This window comes from Paracoccus aurantiacus, from assembly GCF_007993065.1.
In the GTDB taxonomy this organism is placed as follows: Bacteria; Pseudomonadota; Alphaproteobacteria; order Rhodobacterales; family Rhodobacteraceae; genus Paracoccus; species Paracoccus aurantiacus.
The window spans coordinates 88,198-107,618 of the sequence record NZ_VOPL01000002.1 but is presented as its reverse complement, the minus strand read 5'-3'; the positions used below and the strand labels follow the sequence as shown (position 1 = coordinate 107,618).

21 protein-coding genes are annotated in these 19,421 nt (G+C 63.8%); 3 read left to right on the top strand and 18 right to left on the bottom strand.

Annotated features, from left to right (window positions below; translation table 11 throughout):
- Positions 1-10 precede the first annotated feature (10 nt).
- The 13 genes from folD to FQV27_RS05940 all read right to left on the bottom strand — a co-directional run bounded on the left by folD (position 11) and on the right by FQV27_RS05940 (position 12,920).
- Positions 11-889, bottom strand: a complete 879-nt coding sequence (gene folD / locus FQV27_RS06000; RefSeq protein ID WP_147096961.1) for a bifunctional methylenetetrahydrofolate dehydrogenase/methenyltetrahydrofolate cyclohydrolase FolD — start codon at positions 887-889, stop codon at positions 11-13.
- Positions 864-1,181, bottom strand: a complete 318-nt coding sequence (locus tag FQV27_RS05995; protein ID WP_246133014.1) for a chorismate mutase — start codon at positions 1,179-1,181, stop codon at positions 864-866. The genes folD and FQV27_RS05995 overlap by 26 nt, the downstream gene beginning before the upstream one ends.
- 320 nt (positions 1,182-1,501) lie before the next feature.
- Positions 1,502-3,397, bottom strand: coding sequence for an ATP-dependent zinc metalloprotease FtsH (gene ftsH, locus FQV27_RS05990; protein ID WP_147096959.1), 1,896 nt, complete (start codon positions 3,395-3,397; stop codon positions 1,502-1,504).
- 58 nt (positions 3,398-3,455) lie between these two features.
- Complete coding sequence (gene tilS, locus FQV27_RS05985; RefSeq protein ID WP_246133013.1) at positions 3,456-4,700, bottom strand: tRNA lysidine(34) synthetase TilS; 1,245 nt, start codon at positions 4,698-4,700, stop codon at positions 3,456-3,458.
- Positions 4,681-5,733, bottom strand: a complete 1,053-nt coding sequence (locus tag FQV27_RS05980; RefSeq protein ID WP_147096957.1) for a tol-pal system YbgF family protein — start codon at positions 5,731-5,733, stop codon at positions 4,681-4,683. Before FQV27_RS05980 ends, tilS begins: the two co-directional genes overlap by 20 nt.
- Entirely contained in the window at positions 5,733-6,287 is a 555-nt protein-coding gene (locus FQV27_RS05975) for an OmpA family protein (RefSeq protein ID WP_147096956.1), read from the bottom strand. The genes FQV27_RS05980 and FQV27_RS05975 overlap by 1 nt, the downstream gene beginning before the upstream one ends.
- A gap of 21 nt (positions 6,288-6,308) precedes the next feature.
- Positions 6,309-7,640 (bottom strand): Tol-Pal system beta propeller repeat protein TolB, encoded by a 1,332-nt coding sequence (gene tolB, locus FQV27_RS05970; RefSeq protein WP_147096955.1) that lies wholly within the window; start codon positions 7,638-7,640, stop codon positions 6,309-6,311.
- A gap of 73 nt (positions 7,641-7,713) precedes the next feature.
- Positions 7,714-9,492 carry a hypothetical protein gene (locus FQV27_RS05965; protein WP_147096954.1) on the bottom strand — a complete coding sequence of 593 codons (1,779 nt, stop codon included), beginning with the start codon at positions 9,490-9,492 and terminating at the stop codon, positions 7,714-7,716.
- A gap of 4 nt (positions 9,493-9,496) precedes the next feature.
- The gene (locus FQV27_RS05960; protein WP_147096953.1) at positions 9,497-9,946 is read right to left on the bottom strand and encodes an ExbD/TolR family protein; all 450 of its coding nucleotides are present in this window, start codon (positions 9,944-9,946) and stop codon (positions 9,497-9,499) included.
- A 3-nt stretch (positions 9,947-9,949) separates the two neighbouring features.
- A complete protein-coding gene (tolQ, locus tag FQV27_RS05955; RefSeq protein WP_147096952.1) occupies positions 9,950-10,645 on the bottom strand; it encodes a protein TolQ in 696 nt (231 codons plus the stop codon).
- 87 nt (positions 10,646-10,732) lie between these two features.
- Positions 10,733-11,125, bottom strand: coding sequence for a tol-pal system-associated acyl-CoA thioesterase (gene ybgC / locus FQV27_RS05950; protein ID WP_147097379.1), 393 nt, complete (start codon positions 11,123-11,125; stop codon positions 10,733-10,735).
- Positions 11,122-11,910 carry an inositol monophosphatase family protein gene (locus FQV27_RS05945; RefSeq protein ID WP_147096951.1) on the bottom strand — a complete coding sequence of 263 codons (789 nt, stop codon included), beginning with the start codon at positions 11,908-11,910 and terminating at the stop codon, positions 11,122-11,124. The genes ybgC and FQV27_RS05945 overlap by 4 nt, the downstream gene beginning before the upstream one ends.
- 98 nt (positions 11,911-12,008) lie before the next feature.
- The gene (locus FQV27_RS05940; protein WP_147097378.1) at positions 12,009-12,920 is read right to left on the bottom strand and encodes a LysR family transcriptional regulator; all 912 of its coding nucleotides are present in this window, start codon (positions 12,918-12,920) and stop codon (positions 12,009-12,011) included.
- 83 nt (positions 12,921-13,003) lie between these two features.
- Between FQV27_RS05940 and metF the strand changes: the two genes are divergently transcribed.
- Positions 13,004-13,858 (top strand): methylenetetrahydrofolate reductase [NAD(P)H], encoded by an 855-nt coding sequence (gene metF, locus FQV27_RS05935; protein WP_147096950.1) that lies wholly within the window; start codon positions 13,004-13,006, stop codon positions 13,856-13,858.
- Between the two features lie 6 nt (positions 13,859-13,864).
- Here the strand turns inward: metF and FQV27_RS05930 are convergent, their stop codons facing one another.
- From FQV27_RS05930 to FQV27_RS05905, 5 genes are all read right to left on the bottom strand, one after another.
- Positions 13,865-14,929, bottom strand: coding sequence for a DUF2235 domain-containing protein (locus FQV27_RS05930; protein WP_147096949.1), 1,065 nt, complete (start codon positions 14,927-14,929; stop codon positions 13,865-13,867).
- 166 nt (positions 14,930-15,095) lie between these two features.
- Complete coding sequence (locus tag FQV27_RS05925; protein ID WP_147096948.1) at positions 15,096-16,238, bottom strand: type III PLP-dependent enzyme; 1,143 nt, start codon at positions 16,236-16,238, stop codon at positions 15,096-15,098.
- A gap of 131 nt (positions 16,239-16,369) precedes the next feature.
- Positions 16,370-16,930 (bottom strand): PRC-barrel domain-containing protein, encoded by a 561-nt coding sequence (locus FQV27_RS05920; protein ID WP_186827233.1) that lies wholly within the window; start codon positions 16,928-16,930, stop codon positions 16,370-16,372.
- 127 nt (positions 16,931-17,057) lie between these two features.
- Complete coding sequence (locus tag FQV27_RS05910) at positions 17,058-17,534, bottom strand: VOC family protein (protein WP_147096946.1); 477 nt, start codon at positions 17,532-17,534, stop codon at positions 17,058-17,060.
- Positions 17,531-18,181: a winged helix-turn-helix transcriptional regulator gene (locus FQV27_RS05905; protein WP_147096945.1), complete on the bottom strand. Its 651-nt coding sequence runs from the start codon at positions 18,179-18,181 to the stop codon at positions 17,531-17,533. Before FQV27_RS05905 ends, FQV27_RS05910 begins: the two co-directional genes overlap by 4 nt.
- Before the next feature lie 78 nt (positions 18,182-18,259).
- Here FQV27_RS05905 and FQV27_RS05900 point away from each other — a divergent pair, with 78 nt between their 5' ends.
- On the top strand, positions 18,260-18,982 hold the full coding sequence (locus FQV27_RS05900; protein WP_147096944.1) for a DUF1428 domain-containing protein: 723 nt from the start codon (positions 18,260-18,262) through the stop codon (positions 18,980-18,982).
- A gap of 3 nt (positions 18,983-18,985) precedes the next feature.
- Positions 18,986-19,417, top strand: a complete 432-nt coding sequence (locus tag FQV27_RS05895; RefSeq protein ID WP_147096943.1) for a VOC family protein — start codon at positions 18,986-18,988, stop codon at positions 19,415-19,417.
- The last annotated feature ends 4 nt before the right edge of the window (positions 19,418-19,421 follow it).

Genomic DNA, 19,421 nt, shown 5'->3' with positions numbered 1-19,421 from the left:
ACGGCCAGCCCTACAATCCCAGCCCCTGCGGGTCCGGCAGGCCGTTCGCGCGGCAGCAGGCGGTCAGCGTATTGGCCAGAAGGCAGGCAATCGTCATCGGCCCGACCCCACCCGGAACCGGGGTCACAGCGCCCGCGACCGCTGCCACGCCGTCATAATCGACATCGCCGACCAGCCCGGAATCGGTTCGGTTGATGCCCACGTCGATCACGGTCGCGCCCGGCTTGATCCAGTCGCCCTTGACCATCTGCGGACGCCCGACCGCCGCCACCACGATATCGGCGCGGCGGACAACATCGGACAGATCCTTTGTCCGGGAATGCGCCACCGTCACCGTCGCGCTGTCGGCCAGCAGAAGCGCCGCCATCGGCTTGCCCACGATGTTCGAGCGTCCGATCACCACCGCGTCCTTGCCGGAGAGATCGCCCAGCTGGTCGCGCAGCAGCATCAGACAACCAAGCGGCGTGCAGGGCACCATCGCCTTCTGCCCGGTCGCAAGACGCCCGGTATTCGCCGTGGTAAAGCCGTCGACATCCTTCTTGACGGCAATCGCATTGATGACCTCTGCCTCGTCGATATGCTTGGGCAAGGGAAGCTGGACCAGGATGCCATGCACCGCCGGATCGGCGTTCAGGCGTCCGATCAGGGCCAGAAGCTCTGCCTGAGACGCATCGTCCGGCAGGCGATGTTCATAGGAATTCATCCCGGCCGCCTTGGTCTGCTTACCCTTCGACGCGACATAAACCTGACTTGCAGGATCTTCGCCCACCAGAACAACCGCCAGGCCCGGCGTGATCCCATGTTCGTCCTTGAGCGCCGCGACCTGACCGGCGATCCTGTCCCTGAGTTTCGCCGCGAATGCCTTACCGTCGATCCGGGTTGCCACCATCTTCGCCCCCAAGCTGCGCGTCTTCCTGCGCAATGAAATGTTCCATCATCAGCCGCCACAAAGCCTCGGCCAGATCAGGCGAAAGCCCGGCATCTGCCGCACGCTTGCGCGCAAGCGCCGCGACCTCCTCCACCCGCGATTCGATGCGGGCGGGCAGTTTCTCGCGCGACTTGATGCGCGCCGCACAGTCGATCAGCCTGCTTCGCTCGGCCAGAAGTGCGATCAGCCGCGCGTCGAGCGCGTCGATATGCGACCGCAGCGTCGTCATGTCCTGAATGTCATCATGCACCATGCGTGCACTCATGCCTGCTTGGCGACAATGCCGTCAAGCGCCAAGCGTTGCTATAATGCCGCACTGCAGAAATTGACGGTTGCGTGACGGAACCCCACATAGGGACAGACGTTTTGACCGATGAAGGTGAAAGCGGCCACTTGCCGCAATGAAAGGAAACGCCATGGAAAGGATAGGCGTGTTTGTTAACCTTGGTTTCGCCTTGGCGCTTGTCGTCGGGGCATCGGTGCTGATGGTGCTTTGACGCCTGACGCTTATGCCAGTTTGAAGAAACCCCGGCCCTGAAGCCGGGGTTTCTTCGTTTCAGCCTTCAGCCGTTTTCACGATTGCGGGACCGGCGCGCCGCCTTCCGACGCGCCACGGCCTGCCTTCGGAATCGCGCTGATCTGCGGGATGCCAGAGGACGGGGTGTCATCGTCGCCGCCAAGCTGTTCGCCGCGGATGACCTTGCCGATCTCCTCGCCGGTAAGTGTTTCGTATTCCAGCAGACCCTGGGCGAGGCGTTCGAATTCTTCTTCCTTCTCGGTCAGGATGCGACGCGCCGTCTGATAGCCTTCCTCGATCAGGTCATGAACCTCCTGCTCGATCAGCTCCTTCGTCGCGGCAGATACCGAGAAGCCTGCCGTATTGCCGGAATAGCCCTCATGCGCTTCGGCATAATCGACGCTGCCGACCTTGTCGGACATGCCCCACCGCATCACCATGGCGCGCGCCAGCGCGGATGCTTGCTGAATGTCGCCAGCCGGGCCGTTCGACACGCCTTCTTCACCATATTTGATGATTTCGGCGGCCTTGCCCGCCATCGTCATGGCCAGCTTTTCCTTGGCCTCGTCCTTGTGGAAGTTCAGCCGGTCCATTTCGGGCAGGCTGACAACCATGCCAAGCGCGCCACCGCGCGGGATGATCGTGGCCTTATAGACCGGGTCACATTTCGGCAGCGACAGGCCGACAATCGCGTGGCCGGCCTCGTGATAGGCGGTCTTTTCCTTCTGCTCGGGCGTCAGGACCATGCTGCGGCGCTCCACGCCAAGCATGACCTTATCCTTCGCATTTTCGAAATCTTCCATTGTCACGAAACGGCGCCCGATGCGCGCGGCCATCAGCGCGGCCTCGTTCACAAGGTTCATCAGGTCCGCGCCCGAGAAACCCGGCGTGCCGCGCGCGATGATGCGCAGATCGACATCGGGGCCTTGCGGCACCTTCTTGGCGTGGACTTCCAGAATTTTCTCGCGGCCTTTGATGTCCGGGTTCGGGACATGGATCTGGCGGTCGAAACGGCCGGGGCGCAGCAGAGCCGGGTCCAGCACGTCCTTGCGGTTTGTGGCAGCGATGATGATGACGCCTTCATTCGCGTCAAAACCGTCCATTTCCACCAGAAGCTGGTTCAGCGTCTGTTCGCGTTCATCATTGCCACCGCCGATGCCGACACCGCGCGCACGACCAACGGCGTCGATTTCGTCGATGAAAACGATGCAGGGCGCGGATTTCTTCGCCTGTTCGAACATGTCGCGCACGCGGCTTGCACCGACACCCACGAACATTTCCACGAAGTCCGAACCAGAGATGGTGAAGAACGGCACGCCCGCCTCGCCCGCAATCGCACGGGCCAGCAGCGTCTTACCGGTGCCGGGCGGACCAACCAGCAGCGCGCCTTTCGGGATCTTGCCGCCCAGACGGCTGAATTTCTGCGGGTTGCGCAGGAATTCGACGATTTCTTCCAGTTCTTCCTTGGCCTCGTCGATGCCCGCCACGTCATCGAAGGTTACGCGGCCATGCTTTTCGGTCAGCAGTTTCGCGCGCGACTTGCCGAAGCCCATCGCGCCACCTTTGCCGCCGCCTTGCATGCGGTTCATGAAGAAAATCCAGACCCCGATCAGCAGGATGAAAGGCAGCCAGACCACCAGCGCCGACATGAAGCCCGATTGCTGCTGACGCTTCACGTTCACGTCCACATCATTGGCGATCAGTCGGTCGGTGATTTCCTCGCCCTGCGGGCGCACGGTCGTGAACTGCTTTCCGTCCGAGGTTTTGAACGAAATGTTCTCCCCGTCAATCGTGGCGGTCGCGACCTCTTTCGCGTCAACCTTGTTCACGAATTCCGAATAGCTGATCTGGTCACGGCTCATCTGCGACGAGCCGTCGCTGAACAGATTGAACAGCGCGAGGATCATCAGGAACAGAACGACCCAGAAGGCGATGTTGCGTGCGTTACCCAAAGGGCGGTCCTCCGGCGGGAAATGATTTCGCCTGAAAATAGGGATTCGGGGGCTGGGTTCAATGCCCAAGCAGGATTCGATGGAAATCCTTTATATCGCGTAACGGCGACGCCGCCAAACCCGTTTCTGGCGCGAGATAGGGTGCGAAAACCCGGTTCGCGCGGCGAACCGCCGGCAGCGACTGCGCTTCCAGATGCGTCAGCCCGGCAGACCGCCAGTCAAACGCGGACACGTCCCTTGCCAACGCGCCGACCGAATCGGCATTCTGCAAGCCACTGATATACCAGCGGGAATCCCATTCCACGCCGGAATGGGCCGTCGCGGTGGCTGCCGGTTCGCGATGGAAAAGCAGCCTCTCGCCGGGGTCCAGAACCATACCGTCCAGCGTAACGCGCACACCGCGCGAAAGTTCGGCAAGTGCATGTTCGACGCCAGCGCGGCGCGGCGGATAACCCGGACCATTCACGAATCGCAGCGCGGCAAGGATCAGCCGGCGACGCTGTTCTGTCGGGGCGCTGTCGAAGCCCGTGCGATCCAGAAGCAGCGCGCCCGCGCGCGCTTCGGCCGTAGCGATCAGCGGGGAAAGCGCCGCATCAAGCGCGTCACGCGCTGCGGCAAGGTGCCTTGCCGAAAGCGACAGCGCCGCCGGGTCCAGGCCCAAAGCCGCAATCGCGCGCCGGGCACGGACACGTTCGAATCGTTCATTCTCGTTGCTCGGGTCGTCCACCCAGACCGCACCGATACCGCGCAACCAGTCGCGCAGCTCCTGACGCCCGAAATCCAGAAGCGGTCGCAGCCACAGCGTCCCGCGATCCAAGCGGCGCGGCGACATGGCGGCGAGCCCGTCGATTCCCGCGCCACGCGCAAGCCGCATCAGCAGCGTTTCGGCCTGATCGTCGCTGGTATGACCGATCGCCACAGCATCAAGCCCGGTGCGACCGGCCCAGTCGGCCATGAGATCGGCACGCGCGTCGCGCGCATTTGCCATCAGGTTTCCCGCAGCCTCTGCGCCCGCCCTCCAGTGCAATATCTCGTGGTCAAGGCCGAGGGCGCGCGCCACATCCGCCGCGCCGCGTGCCTCGGCCCCTGATTCGGGGCGCAGACCATGATCGACCGTCGCGACCGCAAGCCGGACGCCCCGTGTTGCCGCCCAGTCCCGGCCAAGATGCAAAAGAGCAAGCGAATCGCTGCCGCCGGAAAAGGCGATACCGAGACTGCTCAGATCAGCGGCAAGCCGGTCAAACGCCGCGAACGCACGCGCCGGCAGCTCTGCCCGGTTCGGATCAGTCGGCAGCGCCTTCAACCGCAGCATCCGGCGTGGCGCAGGCGGCCTCCTCGGCGATACGCTTGCCCTCGCCTTCTTCGGGCGATTGCGGGAAGCGTCGCGCAAGTTCGTCCAGATAGGGGCAGGCGTCGGCGGGCGTGCCGAGGCTTACCATGGCGCGCGACAGCGCCAGAAGGCTGGCGGGCGCGCGCGGCCCGTCGGGGGCGGCTGAAAACGCGAGCAACCAGGACTGAGCCGCCAGGTCTGGCTGGCCGCCACCCTGCTGGGCCATTCCCAGAAGATACAGCGAATCGGCGGTCATCGGGCCGCCTGCATGCGCCGAAACCAGATGCTCCAGCTTGCTGATCGCGCCAGCCCAATCCTCTGCTTCGACGGCCTTGCGGGCCTCGGCGAATTCGCGTGCCTCCTCCTCTGTCGGGGGACTGACTTCGGACGGCGGCGGCTCTACCGGTGGCAGGGTCGTGCTGCTGACTTCCGACGGCGGCAGCGTCGGCGGCGCGCCGTCAGCGCGGGGCAGCACCGGAACGGGATTGCCGCCACCCAGATCGGCGGTCATGAGCGCGCCGAGATCGCAGTTCGGGTCAAGCTCGCACAGCCGGAATTCGATGTCGCCGACGCGGTTCGTCCCGTCGGCAACGACCTGCCGGATGCGGTTGGACAACTGTTCTGTCCGGTCGGTCAGCGCAGCGATCTTCGCTTCCATTGCGTTCATGCGGTCGATTGCCGAATCACCACCCGCGGCCGCAAACCCCTGCGCCCCGGAGGCGAGAAGTTCGGCGCGCAATCCCTGAAGGTCTGCCGAGACGGCGCGCAGATCCGCCTGCATGTCGGCCAGGGTTTCGGAATCGACATCGGGGCGCGCGGCGGCGTTTTCGGCTGCGACGACGGCGGCGATATCCTCGGTCGCGGGCAAGGGCTGAAGCCCGTTCGCCAGCGTCGCATCATCAATGGCAATGGCGTCGGGAATGGCAATGTCCTGCGCCCCTGCCGGAAGGGCGGCAGCACACAGGCCAATGCCGGCAAGAAACGCAGCCGCTGTGATGGCGCGCATCAGACGCCCGCCTGGCTCTGGCTGACGACGGTCACGGCGCGCCGGTTGCGGGCGAGGCATGACGCTTCGGATGCGCAGATCGAGGCAGGACGTTCCTTCCCGAAGGATACGGTGCGGATACGCCCGGCTTCGACCCCCTTGGATACCAGATATTCCTGCACGGAAGTGGCGCGGCGTGCGCCCAGTGCAAGATTGAACTCCCGGGTGCCGGGTTCGTCGGCATGCCCTTCCACGACCGCACTATAGGCGGCGTTCTGCGTCAGCCACTGCGCCTGTCGGGTCAGCGTCGCGCGACCTTCGTCGTTCAGAACGGCCTGCGATTCGTCGAAATAGACTGTGGTTCCTGCCGCCGCGAAGTCGGTGCCGGGCGCAATCGAATCGACGCCGGGCAAGCGGGTTCCCGGCGCATTGACATCGCCGCGATAGACCGCACCACCGCCGGCGGCGTTCACGTAAGGGTCCGTGACCGGCGCCGATACGACGGCCGCGTCATTCGGCATGTTGCATGCCGACAGCGCCAGCGTTGCGGCGATCAGGGTCAGGGGCAGTCGCATCGGAGTCCTCGGCCTTCATCCTCAGGGCAGCAGCGGACCCCATGCAGGATCCGAAGCCGCGTCATTCAGCGCCACAGGTCGCATGTTTCGCCCAGTAATGTCTACAGAATGCAGTTGCGCAACCTGATCGTCGCCGGAAAGGCGTGTGAAGATCAACACACGCCCGTTCGGCGCCCAGCTTGGCCCGGCATCCTTTCCCGGCTCTGACAGAAGCTGCTCGCCCGAGCCGTCGGGGCGCATGATCCCGATGGACGAACCGGTGTCGGTCTGGCGCGTGAACGCAATCCTGTCGCCACGCGGGGACCAGGTGGGCTCGCCATAGCTTGCCCCTTCCTCGCCAAATGAAATGCGTGTCGGGCCGGACCCGTCTGCGCGCATGACGTAAAGCTGCGACGACCCGGAACGATCGCTTTCAAAGACGAGATGCTGCCCGTCCGGCGACCATGACGGCGCCGTGTCAATGGACGGGCCGCGCGTCACTGGCTTGGCAAAGCTGGGGTTTCGGACCTCCATCAGCCAGATATCCGTGTTCCCCGCTGTCTCGCGGGAAAAGGCGATCCACGTTCCGTCGGGCGAATAGCGTGGCGCGAAGCTCATTGCGCGCGGATCATTGGTCAGCGGTGTCGCAGACACGGTTTCGACGTCCAGCGACATGATCTGCGGAACGCCGCTTGCGAAGCTTGTGTAAAGCACCGTGCGCCCGTCAGGCGAAAACCGGGGAGACAGCACGAGATCATCCGTCGCAGTCAGCCATTTCACATCCGCACCGTCGTAATCCATCACCCCGACGCGCTTCACCCGCGCGGTCGCGGGCCCGCTTTCGCCGATAAAGGCGATGCGGCTGTCGAAATAAGGGCTTTCGCCGGTGATGCGGGTATAGATCTGGTCCGCGACCTTGTGCGAGGCACGACGCCAGCCCTCGCGCGGCGAATCGAACTGAATCCCGTCGCCAAGCGGCTGGCCGGCAAACACATCGTAAAGCCGGAAGCGGACCGTGACATTGCCGTCGCCAACCGCGACCTGCCCGATCACCAGCGCTTCGATGTCGGTCGCTTTCCACGCGATGTAATCGACGGTCATGTCGAACCCCGCATGGGGCGCGTCCTGCGGCTTTGCGATCTCGAAAAGTCCGGTGCCCTGAAGGTCAGCCGCGATAACGTCTTCGATCTCTTTGGTCAGCGCTTCGGCATCGGGGTGATCGCCCGCGCCAAGCGTTTCGAACCGGATTGCCAGCGGCATCGGCCGCATGACGCCCTCGGTGATCTCGATCCGCAGCGGCGCGTCCTGCGCAAACCCAGCGAACGGCGCAATCGCCGCCGCGCCAAACAGCGATATCGCGGCACGCCTGTTCATGGTCCGCACACGATCTTCGATGCGGCAAATCCGTGCGTGACCTTGTCCGCACCTGCATGGCGTATCCGCGCAATCATTCAAATCCCTCGACGCCGGAAGGGGTAAAGGTCATTTCCACATCGTCCCATTCATTGAACTTGTCGGCGGGCAGATCATAGCCGTCACCCGCGCACCGGATGACAGCGCGGCGCGCGGCTTCGAATGCCTGCTGGCGGCTGGCGGAATCCTCGGGGTCGCCGACGATCCTGAAGCTGTCAGGGTCGGGCATGCCGTCGCGGCCCATCGCGAAACCGACGACAACGCGCGATTCCGTGGCCTCGGTCGACAGGGTCGAGAGGTTCCAGCATGACTGGACCGCATCGCGGAAGCCGTCGCGTTCCGACTGCGTCATCGGTACGCTGGCGATTTCCACACCGTCTTGACGGGGCAGTTCCGACGGGCGTGTCTCGCCCATCGCGTCGGCGAGCGCATCGTCCAGGTCATTCGCCTCGATCGCGGCGGCACCCGCCTCGTTCAGCGCATCCGTCAGCACGTCAGATCCGCCGCCTTCGCCTGCGCCTTCGGGTGCATTGCCATCGACCGGACTCGGGGTTGCTTCCTCGGCAGCGGCGGCGGCTTCCTGAAGTCGCTGCTCCTCTGCCTGCTGTCGGGCAAGCGCGTCGCGGCGGGCAAGTTCAGCATCTGCGGCAGCCTGACGTTCCTGCGCGGCACGGGCCTCTGCTTCGCGGACGAGCCGTTGACGCTCTGCCTCGGCGCGGCGCTCTTCCTCGATCCGGCGCTGTTCCTCGGCGCGACGCTCCTCGGCGAGCCGCTGCTCTTGCGCCTGGCGTTCCTCCTCGGCGCGGCGGGCTTCCTCTGCCTGACGCTGTCTCTCGGCCTCTGCCTGACGCTCGGCTTCCGCCTGCCGTTCCGCCTCGGCTTGCCTCTCAGCTTCCGCCTGTCGCTCTGCCTCGGCCTGACGCTCGGCCTCCGCCTGACGTGCAAGTTCAGCCTGCCGCTCCTGCTCGGCAAGGCGATCGCGTTCCAGACGGCGCTGCTCCTCGGCCTGTCTTTGCTGTTCAGCCTCGGCGTCCTGCGCGCGGGCAAGACGCTCCTCCTCTTGCCGCGCAGCTTCCGCTTCGGCAGCGAGCGCCGCCTGCCGGTCCTCCTCGGCCTGACGCGCGGCAAGGGCGGTCGCCAGACGCTCCTCATCCGCCTGCTGCTGCGCGGCGGCAGCGGCCGCAGCCTCGGCGCGGCGCGCGGCAAGCACGGCCTCACGCAGCCCGTCCGGGCTTTCGGGCGGACGGCGCGAACTGGTCAGCGCCAGCGGCGAGACCACGGGCTGGGGCGCGTCGGGGCGACTGGGTACGGCGGTGTCCGGCGTCGCCTCTGCAACGGGTGCCGTCGGCGCATCTTCCTGCGGCGGCGCGGTTTGTTCGGGGGCGAGCGTCGCCACATCGACGGGCCGGTTCACGCCCTGAAGATCGCTCAGATCAGGCGCGTCCTCGGTCGTGGCCGAGGGCTGGGGCAGCACGGCGGCGCTCGTGTCCGGCGTCGGCGCATCAAGCGCGACATCCGGTCCCTGTGGCGCGGTCGTATCGCCGGGCGTCTGCGGCTGAACGGGGGCATCCCCATCGGCCTGCCCGACCGGCCCGGCGCCTCGGGACCGCGCTGCCATCTCCTCGAATTGCTGGGTCGAGATCGTGGTCACTTCGGTCGTCTCGACGCGGACATTGTCACGCGCCGCAAACAAAGCGCCACCGATCAGCGCCCAAAGGATCAGCGCCGTATGCGAAACGCCCGACACCCAAAGGCCGACACGCTCTGCCCGGTCGCGCCCGGACGTTTCCTGCTGCTCAAGCGGATCCAGCATCGGATCAGCCGTCCATCCGTGGCCCGCCGGTATCGGTGACCAGAACGATGTCATTGAAGCCGGCGGCGTTCAGCGCGCCCATAACCTGAACGACGCGGGAATACGGGATAGCGCCGTCGGCGCGCAGATATATCTTCCGCGACTGCCCGCTGTCGGCCAGCTCGCGCAGGCGCGAAACAAGCTGATCCTCTTCGACGCTGTCATCCATCAGCATCAGCGGACCTTCCGGCGGAACCGAAACCGTCAGCGGCTCCTGCGGTTCGGCGGCAACGGCGTTTGCCGCGGTTTCCGGCAATTGCAGCGGAACGCCCACCGTCAGCATCGGCGCGGCGACCATGAAGATGATCAGCAGAACGAGCATCACGTCCACGAAGGGCGTGACATTGATCTCTGCCATAGGCTGGCGACGGCTTCGTCCGCGTCGTCCGGGCTTGTTGCGCGACTGGACCTGCATCGGTCAGCCCTCGTTCAGCTGACGCGACAGGATCGTCGAGAACTCGTCCGCGAAGTTTTCGTAATTCGCGCCCAGACGGTCGGCATCGGCGATGAACTTGTTATAGAAGATAACCGCCGGAATGGCGGCCAGAAGGCCAAGCGCCGTGGCCAGAAGCGCTTCGGCAATGCCGGGCGCGACAACGGCGAAGGAGGTGTCCTGACTGATCGCGATCTGTTCGAACGCGGTCTTGATGCCCCAGACCGTGCCGAACAGCCCAATGAATGGCGCGGTGGACCCGATGGTCGCCAGCCAGGACAGACCGCGCGTCAGTCGCGCCTCTTCTCGGCCGATCGCGACATTCATCGAACGGTCGATCCGGCTTTGCGTCCCCGGAATCATCAGGCCCGCATCGTCCTGCGATTTCCGCCATTCCCCCATTCCCGCAGAAAATATCCGTTCCGGCGCCCCCCTCGGCGTGGTCCCGATCCGGTCATAAAGGTCGTCCAGCGGTTCGCCCGACCAGAAGGTGCGGTCGAATTTGGCAGCATCTGCCCGCGCAGCGGTGAACTTCAGGATCTTCTGGATAATCAGCGCCCATGACCAGAAAGACGCGAAGAGCAGCAGCACCATCACGATCTTCACGGTCAGCGAGGCACGCATGAACAGCGCGATCAGCGAAAAGTCGATCTGCTGCCCGGCATTGGCGAGTTGTTCCATTGTCTGCCTGTAATTGCTTGGCCCATTTTTCCGGGCGTTGCCGGGCCTTTTAGCAGAGATTACCGGCGGCGACCAACGAAATGCCGTTCAACTTCGCATGAGTGCTGCGAGATCGCCCGGCAGTCGGCGCGGCCGCATATCTGCGCCCAGACAGGCAAGCGTGACCCGCGCCGTGAAAAGCACCTCGTCTTCGCGCAGGACCTGCTGATCCAGTTCGATCCTGGCAGGGGTGATCCGCGCGGGGACAGTTGTGACGATCAGTTCATCATCGAATACCGCTGGCCGAAGATAGTCGGCTTCGATCCTGCGAACGGCGAAAACCGCGCCTTCATCCTGTTTTAGCCTAGTCTGGTCGATGCCCAGTTCGCGCGTCCACTCGGTGCGCGCACGTTCGATGAAGCGCAGATAGTTCGCGTAATAGACGATCCCGGCCAGATCGGTGTCTTCGTAATAGACGCGGACCGGCCAGCGATGCATCAGTCGCGCGTCCGGATGATGCCCGCCAAATCGCCGAACAGCGCCGCATTGGCACAGACGATATTGCCCGCATCGACCACCGGGCCTTCGCCGCGAATCGCTTCCGCGAAGCCGCCGGCCTCTTTGATCAGAACGATGCCCGCGGCGACATCCCAGGCGTTGACGCCGCGTTCCCAATAGCCGTCATAGCGTCCGGCGGCGACATAAGCGAGATCCAGCGCGGCAGATCCGAAACGCCGGATACCCGCGGTTTGCGGCGACAGCCGGGCAAGATCCTGCAGGCTTGCAGGAAGCGTGCCGCGCCCTGCGAACGGAATGCCGGTCGCAAAGATCGATTCGATCAGTTGGCGGCGGCCAGAGACGCGCAGCCGCTGCCCGTTCATCCACGCGCCATTGCCCTTTTCGGCGTGATAGAGTTCGTCCTTGGCGGCATCGAAGATCACGCCTGCGACGATTTCGCCCTTGTGTTCCAGTGCGATGGAAACGGCCCAATGCGGAAGCCCGTGCAGAAAGTTCGTCGTGCCGTCCAGCGGATCGACGATCCAGCGGCGCGTCGGGTCTTCGCCCTTTTCCTCGCCGGTTTCTTCCCCCAGCCAGCCATAGGTGGGACGCGCGCCACGCAGTTCTTCCTTGATGATCCGCTCTGACTCTCGGTCGGCGCGGCTGACGAAATCGCCCGCCCCCTTGACCGAGACCTGCAGGTTCTCGACCTCGCGGAAATCCTTGACGAGGCTGCGCCCAGCCTTGCGGGCGGCCTTTATCATCACGTTCATATTGGCGCTTTGCATCGCGGCGCTCCTGCATCTTCTGGCTCTGGGCTTTGCCAGCCGTTTAGGGGGAATAGCGTGCGAAGGGAAGCCGTTGCGTGAACGGCCCGGATCGCAAGCTATCCCTGCTTACGCCCCGCGCGAATGCCGTCGGTGCGGGCCAGACGCAGGAAGTGCTGCATATAGGCCAGACCGGCATCGCCCTCGCGCATGCCGGCAAAGGCGCGCCGGCGGATGCCGTTTTCGGTCAGGCGCAGGAAGGCGAGTTCGGGATTGCCGGCATGACGACGCAGCACCCAGTCGGGCATCACGGCCACGCCGCGCCCCGCCGCGACCAGCATCAATGTCACATCGGTCAGTTCGACCTGGCGCACATGCGCCGGCTCGACCCCGGCGGGTGTCAGGAATTCCGAAAAGACGTCAAGCCGTTCGCGGTCCATCGGATAGACGATCAGTCTTTCGGTCGAAAGGTCTTCGGGCAGTGCATAGCCACGCCCGGTCAGGGGGTGCCCGGCAGGCACGACCAGCGTCGGGGAATAGTCGAAAAGCGGCTCGAAATGGATACCCGGCAAGGGGTCGGGGTCCATCGAGATCACCAGATCGACCTCTTCGCGTTGCAATGCGGGAAGCGCGGTGAAGGCAAGGCGCTGACGGATGTCCAGATCGACGTCGGGGAAGCTGCGGCGGAACTGGTCCAGCACCGGCAGCAGCCAGTCGAAGCAGGCATGGCATTCCAGCGCGATGTGAAGCTGGCCGACGCGACCGGCTTCGACGCCCTCAAGTTCCGATTCTGCGGCCTCGACCAGCGGAAGCACCTGTTCGGCCAGTCGCAAAAGCCGCATCCCCGCCGCTGAAAGACGCATCGGGCGGGACCGGCGGACGAAAAGTTCGACGCCCGCCTGCTCCTCCAGCGCCTTGACCTGATGGGACAGCGCTGACTGGGTGATGTGCAGCACCTCGGCGGCGCGGGCCAGTCCGCCCTGTTCGTGAATCGCGCGGACTGTGCGAAGATGGCGAAGTTCCAGATGCATCGCTCTCATGAAAATCATGCGGAATATGAATTTGTCTCACGCCGCGCGTTCTGGCACAAGGGCGCGATCGAAAGGAAAACGTCATGTCCACGCCCGCTGTCAGCTTTGAATTCTTCCCGCCGCGCAATCTGGACGCCTCGTTCCGGCTGTGGGAAACCGCGCGTGCGCTGGCACCGCTTGGGCCGGATTTCGTTTCGGTGACTTACGGCGCGGGCGGCACCACCCGGCAATTGACGCATGAGGCGGTGACGGCGCTGTCGAATCACTATGGGCTGAACGTGGCCGCGCACCTGACCTGCGTCGATGCCAGCCGCGAGGAGACGATGCAGATCGTCGACGAATATGCCGGTGCGGGCGTCAAGGAAATCGTGGCGCTGCGCGGTGATGCGCCGCAGGGTCAGGCGGAGTGGACGGCCCATCCCGAAGGGTTCACCTCGTCTGTTGAACTGATCGAGGCAATTTCCGCGCGCGGCGGCATGAATATCCGCGTCGGCGCCTACCCAGAGCCGCACCCGGATTCGCCAGGGACCGCCGCCGACGTGGCCTTCCTGAAGCGCAAGGTCGATGCGGGCGCGACATCCGCGATCACGCAATTCTTTTTCGACGCAGACACCTTCTTCCGCTTCCGCGATTCCTGCGTCGCGGCCGGAATTGACGTGCCGATCCTGCCGGGCATTCTGCCGATCCAAAGCTGGGCGGGCGCGCGCAAGTTCGCGGCACGCTGCGGAACCTCGGTCCCGGACTGGGCAATCACGGCGTTCGAGGCGGCGGGGAAGCAGGGCGAGGCCCAGCTTGCCACCGATCTTTGCGTCCGCCTTTGCCATGATCTGATCAAGGGCGGCGTCGATCATCTGCACTTTTATACGCTGAACAAACCCGAGCTGACGCTAGCGGTCTGCCGCGAGCTTGGCGTCAGCGAATCCGGTCTTGCTGCATGACGCAAGCTATCGCAGGCAGCGTGTCGCCCGGTTCATGTGGCGCGCGCGCCTGCGGGCCATAAGTCGCGCGGGCGGACGCGTATCCTCGGCGAGATCACCTGTAAAAATGGTGCGTCCGGCATAGGGCCTTGGCACGCTGGGATGTATCGCCTCGCTGCGGTCAAGCCCCGCGACGCGCGGATTGCGCGCGATGAATGCCTTGCCCCAACCGCGCCAGTTCCCGACCGAAGGCGCGTCGACATCCTGTGCAAACTGGTTGCGCCAGCCTTCAGGGAACGCCAGTCCCGCACCCTCTGCCTGGCCCAGCATCCAGACCAGCGGAATATTCGCCAGCGGGCGCGCGGCCTCGAACCCCGATAGCTGGCCGCCAATATCAGCGTGGCAACCGCGGAACCACATCTGCAGGATCTGGCCGGGGCGGTGGCCTTCGCTGTTCCACAGGATCGGCTGGAACGCCGCGCGCGTTTCGTCAAGCGCCAGCGCCTGAACGCCCAGTTTCACATCCTCGCCCAGATGCTGATCGTGAAAGCGGAAGCGCGGCTCGGTAAGCATCCAGAAGAAAGGCAGGCGGATGCCAAGCGCCATGACCGTTTCAAACACGCCAAGCATTTCGATCGGCACGTTGTCATGGCACAGCCGCCCGCGCACCTCTGCAAGGGTTTTCGCCCCGACCTCGTCCCGGTACAGCCGCCAGACCGTGCGGATGTTCCGCTCTGTCGCTTCGTCACTGCGCAGAAGTCCGATGCGACCGATCATCGCCGCCAGCGACCGGATCGCGAAAGCACCCCGCGAGTAGCCGAACAGGAATATCCGGTCCCCCGGCCGATACCCGGACGCAAGCCAGCCATAGGCTTCACGGATGCGCCCGCCCATGCCCTGCCCCATGGCGATGCCCAGTGCGCTGCGCCAGGCTTCCCATTGCTGGCCAGCGGAATAATGAATGCGAAGCGAAGCGCCGCGCATCGGGCGCAGCATGCGATATATCTTGCCGATATTCGAACGACGCCCTTCCATCAGAGAGGCGAAGGTGCCGTCGAGCAGAACAACATGAGTAACAGGGCCACGATTCATACCCCCAGTCTAACACCGAATCGTTCAAAGAGCATGAACACAGTTCAGACGTCGCGACGTTCCGGATTCGACGCCGCGGGAGGAGTAAGTCGCGGCCTGCCGCGACTAAGGTTTCGCCGCGCGAATGGGGCGCGGCGAAAGCGGTGTCAACACTGCCACGCTGGCCTTAGTCGAGGCGCAGCGCAGTCGCTCGTGTCATCTCGCCGAAGCCATTGAAGCGCGTATTGGTGACGACGGAATAAGCGCCCGCGCCACTGAATACGATATAATCGCCTTCCTGCACGTCCGAAGCCATCAGAAGCTCACCCGGCAGGCGGTCGACCGAATCGCATGTCGGGCCGAAGATCACGCGACCCGCATCTTCGCCGCCACGCTGCTGACCGTCCGGGGTGAATACCTGCACGCGGTCAAGATTGCCGACGACCGGCAACTCTGCCAGCCCGCCATATACGCCATCGTTCAGGAACACCGCCTGACCGTCACGCACCGCCTTCACGCGCGTAATCAACGAGAACGCATCGGCGCAAAGACCCCGCCCCGGTTCGCAGACAAGCGCCGGGGCATCATCGCCGAACACCTCGGTCGCGGTGGCACCGATCAGGTCGAAAATATCCTCGAGCTGCGGCTCGACCCCGTGAACGCGATAGGACGGGAAGCCGCCGCCGACATTCAGCCGCTTCGCACGCACGCCTGCGGAATCACAGATGTCGCGGGCGGTGCGGATATACTGCTCCCACGCGCCGGGATCTGTGCATTGGGTGCCGGGATGGAAGGTCAGCGAAGGAATGAAACCGGCCTCGGCCACCCGCTTCAGCAGGTCCGCCGCCAGTTCCGGCGTCGCCCCGAATTTCGAGCCGAAATCATAGATCGCGCCCGTTACCGGCAGCTTGAAGCGCGGCGAGATTTCGCAGTCTTCGGCAGGAACCAGTTCGATCAGCTTTTCCAGTTCCGACGCGCTGTCGACCGACCAGGCCTTGATTCCCGCATCAACCGCCGCCTTGATTTCCGCGCGAGAGCGGACGGGGTTGTGATAATGGCGCGCAGCGCCCGGCACCAGACGGCCGATCAGTTCGATTTCGGCGGGGGATGCCACGTCGAAGCCCTTGATTCCGGCGCTGGCAAGGTTTTCGACCACGGCTTCGTCCGGGTTCGATTTCACGGCATAGGTGACAAGACCCGGGAAGCCTTTCAGAAACCGTTTGGCGGTGTCCTGTAACACGGTCGGCGCAAAGACCATGACCGGGTTTTCAGGTCGGGTTTCGCGGATGATTTCGGCCGGATTCTGCCAGACGGTCTTCTGCTTTGTCATCGCACCTTCCATGATCGCGGGTGACAGGGACCCCTTTTCGGGATGTGCCGCCAAATAAGGCATTTCCGGCGTCGTTTCAAACGAGAACGCCCCGGACAAGGCCGGGGCGTTCACTATTTTGATGCGTCGGATCAGTCGTCGCCGCGAATGTCTTCTGCGACCTGCTCGCGCTGCTCAAGCGCTTCCTTGGACAGCGCTGACACAACGGCAATCTTGTCCTCGGTCATGACGATTGCGACTTCGTCAGGCTGAAGAACGACTTCCTTTTCGCCCAGGCCCAGAAACCCGCCGACCTCGGCGATGGCACCCACAACGTCGCCCTTGGCGTCCAGAACGAGATCCTCGACCTCACCGATCTTTTCCCAATTGGTGTCGATCGCCGTGTACTCGGTATTGTCGTCCCAGGTGGTCGCACCGGTCGCATCGACGGTGTAGATGTCCACCCCATCCAGTGCCGAGGCGCGCAGCAGCCCGGTTTTCATCGCTTCGCCCGGATCGGTGGCCGCAGCATCAGCAGCGGGCGCGTCGGTGGCGGCAGCCGGGGCAGCGGCATCAGCCGCAGGGGCATCCATCGTTGCCGGTGCTTCGGTGGTGGCCGGCGCATCGGCCGGGGCTTCGGTTGTCGCGGTCTGCGCGATTGCAGCGCCGCCGAGCGACAGGATCATTGCGGTCGTGAGATACAGGTTTTTCATGGCTTGTTTCCTTTCCATGTTTGCTGCCCGTCAACACGCCGCAGGCCGTTTTCGTTTCATCCCGACGCCCGGAAAAGACCCATATTTAGCAAAGATCAGGTGACGCAATGTCATGCGGAACCAACGCTCAGCTTCCGTCAAACGCCGCCTGGATTGCGCCACCGTCCAGCTTCTGCATGGTCAGCATCTTGGCCGCCGCCCGGCCTGCAGCCTCGCGGTCTGGGCTGGCCATCAGGTCCAGCATTCCGGGCGGGATGATCTGCCAGTTCAAACCCCAACGGTCCTGAACCCAGCCGCATTCCATGGTCTGGCCGCCATCGGACAGCGCGTCCCAAAGGCGATCGACTTCGGCCTGACTGTCGCATTCGATCATCAGCGAGACGGCGAGGTTGAACTTGTCCGGGCCGGGCGCGGAAAACGCATAGAGTGGCGTTCCGGCGACGGTGAATTCCACCGTCTTGACGCTGCCCGCCTTGCCGCCGGGACTGTCGGCATTCTGATCCGAGATCCGGTCGATCCGGCTGTCGGGGATGGTGGCGGCATAAAACTCCGCCGCCGCGATGGCGTCTTCGTGATACCACAGGCAGGGGGTGATGCGGGTCATTTCTGAGGCTCCAATCTGAACAGGTCGATGAAGTTTTGCGCGGCGGTCAGATCGCCGCTGGCGGTGGCGAAGCCCTTGGCGATCATCGCCGTCAGGGGGGCCGCGCCATAGACGACGGCGGCAAGGGTGTTGCCGTTGCCTTTCAGCGTGAAAGGCGCGTCGGGGGTGATGACGGCGGTTGTGGTAACGCGACCATCGGCCACCTGCATTTCGAAGGTTTCCGACCCGAAATCGAATCCTGCGATGGCGGTGACGCCCCCTGCCCGGTCGGCCATCAGGTTCACGCCCATGGAAATCATCAGCGCCGAGGGGCTGATGAATTTCGTGTGGTCATGGCCCGGCGCGATCAGCGCCCAGCGGCAAAGCGCTTCCAACACCGGTAGCAATTCGCGGCCAAGCGGCGTCAGCGAATAGATGGCGAGTTTGTCGTCATGCGCGATCACACCGGCGTCACGAAGCTGTGCCATGCGTTGGGTCAGGACGGATGCGGTAATGCCCGGCATGCCCGCGCGGATCATCTGAAAGCGCTTGGGCGCGAACATCAGTTCACGCACCACCAGCAGTGCCCAGCGGTCGCCGATCAGGTTCAGCGCATGGGATGCCAGGCAGCCTTCATCATAGCGCAGTTTTTTGCCGTCTTTGGTCATGTTTTCATACTATCAGTTGTTTTTTAATACTGCAAGTGGCATGCTGTGATTCGAAAAGTAACTCGGAGGAGATGCGAGATGACTTTCTACACAGGCTCTGTTGCCGCCGTTCCAACAGCTAATAAACAGGCATATGTTGAGCATGCGACTGCGGCGTGGCCGCTGTTCGAAAAGTTCGGCGCAACCCGGATGGTCGAAACCTGGGGTGTTGATACGCCGAAAGGGAAGGTGACTGATTTTCAGGGTGTCGTTGACGCGAAGGACGACGAAACCATCGTCTTCAGCTGGATCGAGTGGCCTGACAAAGAAGCTGCCGACGCTGCCTGGCAGAAGATGCAGACCGATCCCGACATGCAGAACATGCCCGAAATGCCGTTTGACGGCAAACGCATGGTCTTTGGCGGGTTCGAGCCGCTGATGGCCGAGGGTCAGGTTTCCGGCGCGCCCTATTATCAGGGCTTCCTGCTGGCCGTGCCCGAGAAGAACAAAGCCGCCTATACCGCCATGGCCAAGGATGCCTGGGGTATGTTCGAAAAATTCGGCTGCATCGGCATCGCGGAAAACTGGGGCGTCGATGTGCCGCGCGGCAAGCAGACCGACATGTATCGCGGCACCAAGGCCGAAGATGGCGAGGTCGTCGTGTTCAGCTGGACCGCGTGGCCCGACCGCAAGACCTGCGAAGATGCCAGCAAGAAGATGGAAGCCGAGATGGAGGGGCAGGAATTCCCCGAAATGCCCTTTGACGGCAAGCGCATGATCTGGGGCGGCTTCGAAACCATCTTCGATTCAGGAAAGGCGTAAGCCATGAACTTTACCCCATATCTGTCCTTTCAGGGACAAGCAGCCGACGCCTTCACCTTCTACGGCAAGGTGTTTGGCGGAACGCCGGTGCTGAACCGCTTTTCGGATATCCCGGCGGGGGGCGATATGCCGCCCCTGCCCGAGGAACAGCGGAACTGGGTCATGCATGCGCAACTGACGCTGGATGATGGCGCGATCCTGATGGGGGCGGATATGCCGCCGCAATTTGGCGGGCAGAAGCAGGCTGGCGTTTCCGTCGCAGTCTGGCGGGCGGATGCCGAGGGCGCGAAGGCGCTGTTCGAACAACTGGCCGAGGGCGGCGAAGTGACGATGCCGTTTTCCGAAACCTTCTTTTCGAAAGGCTTCGGCATGTGTCGCGACCGGTTCGGGACCGCATGGATGGTCTCGACCGGCGATCCGGCAGTGCCGCAGTAAGGAG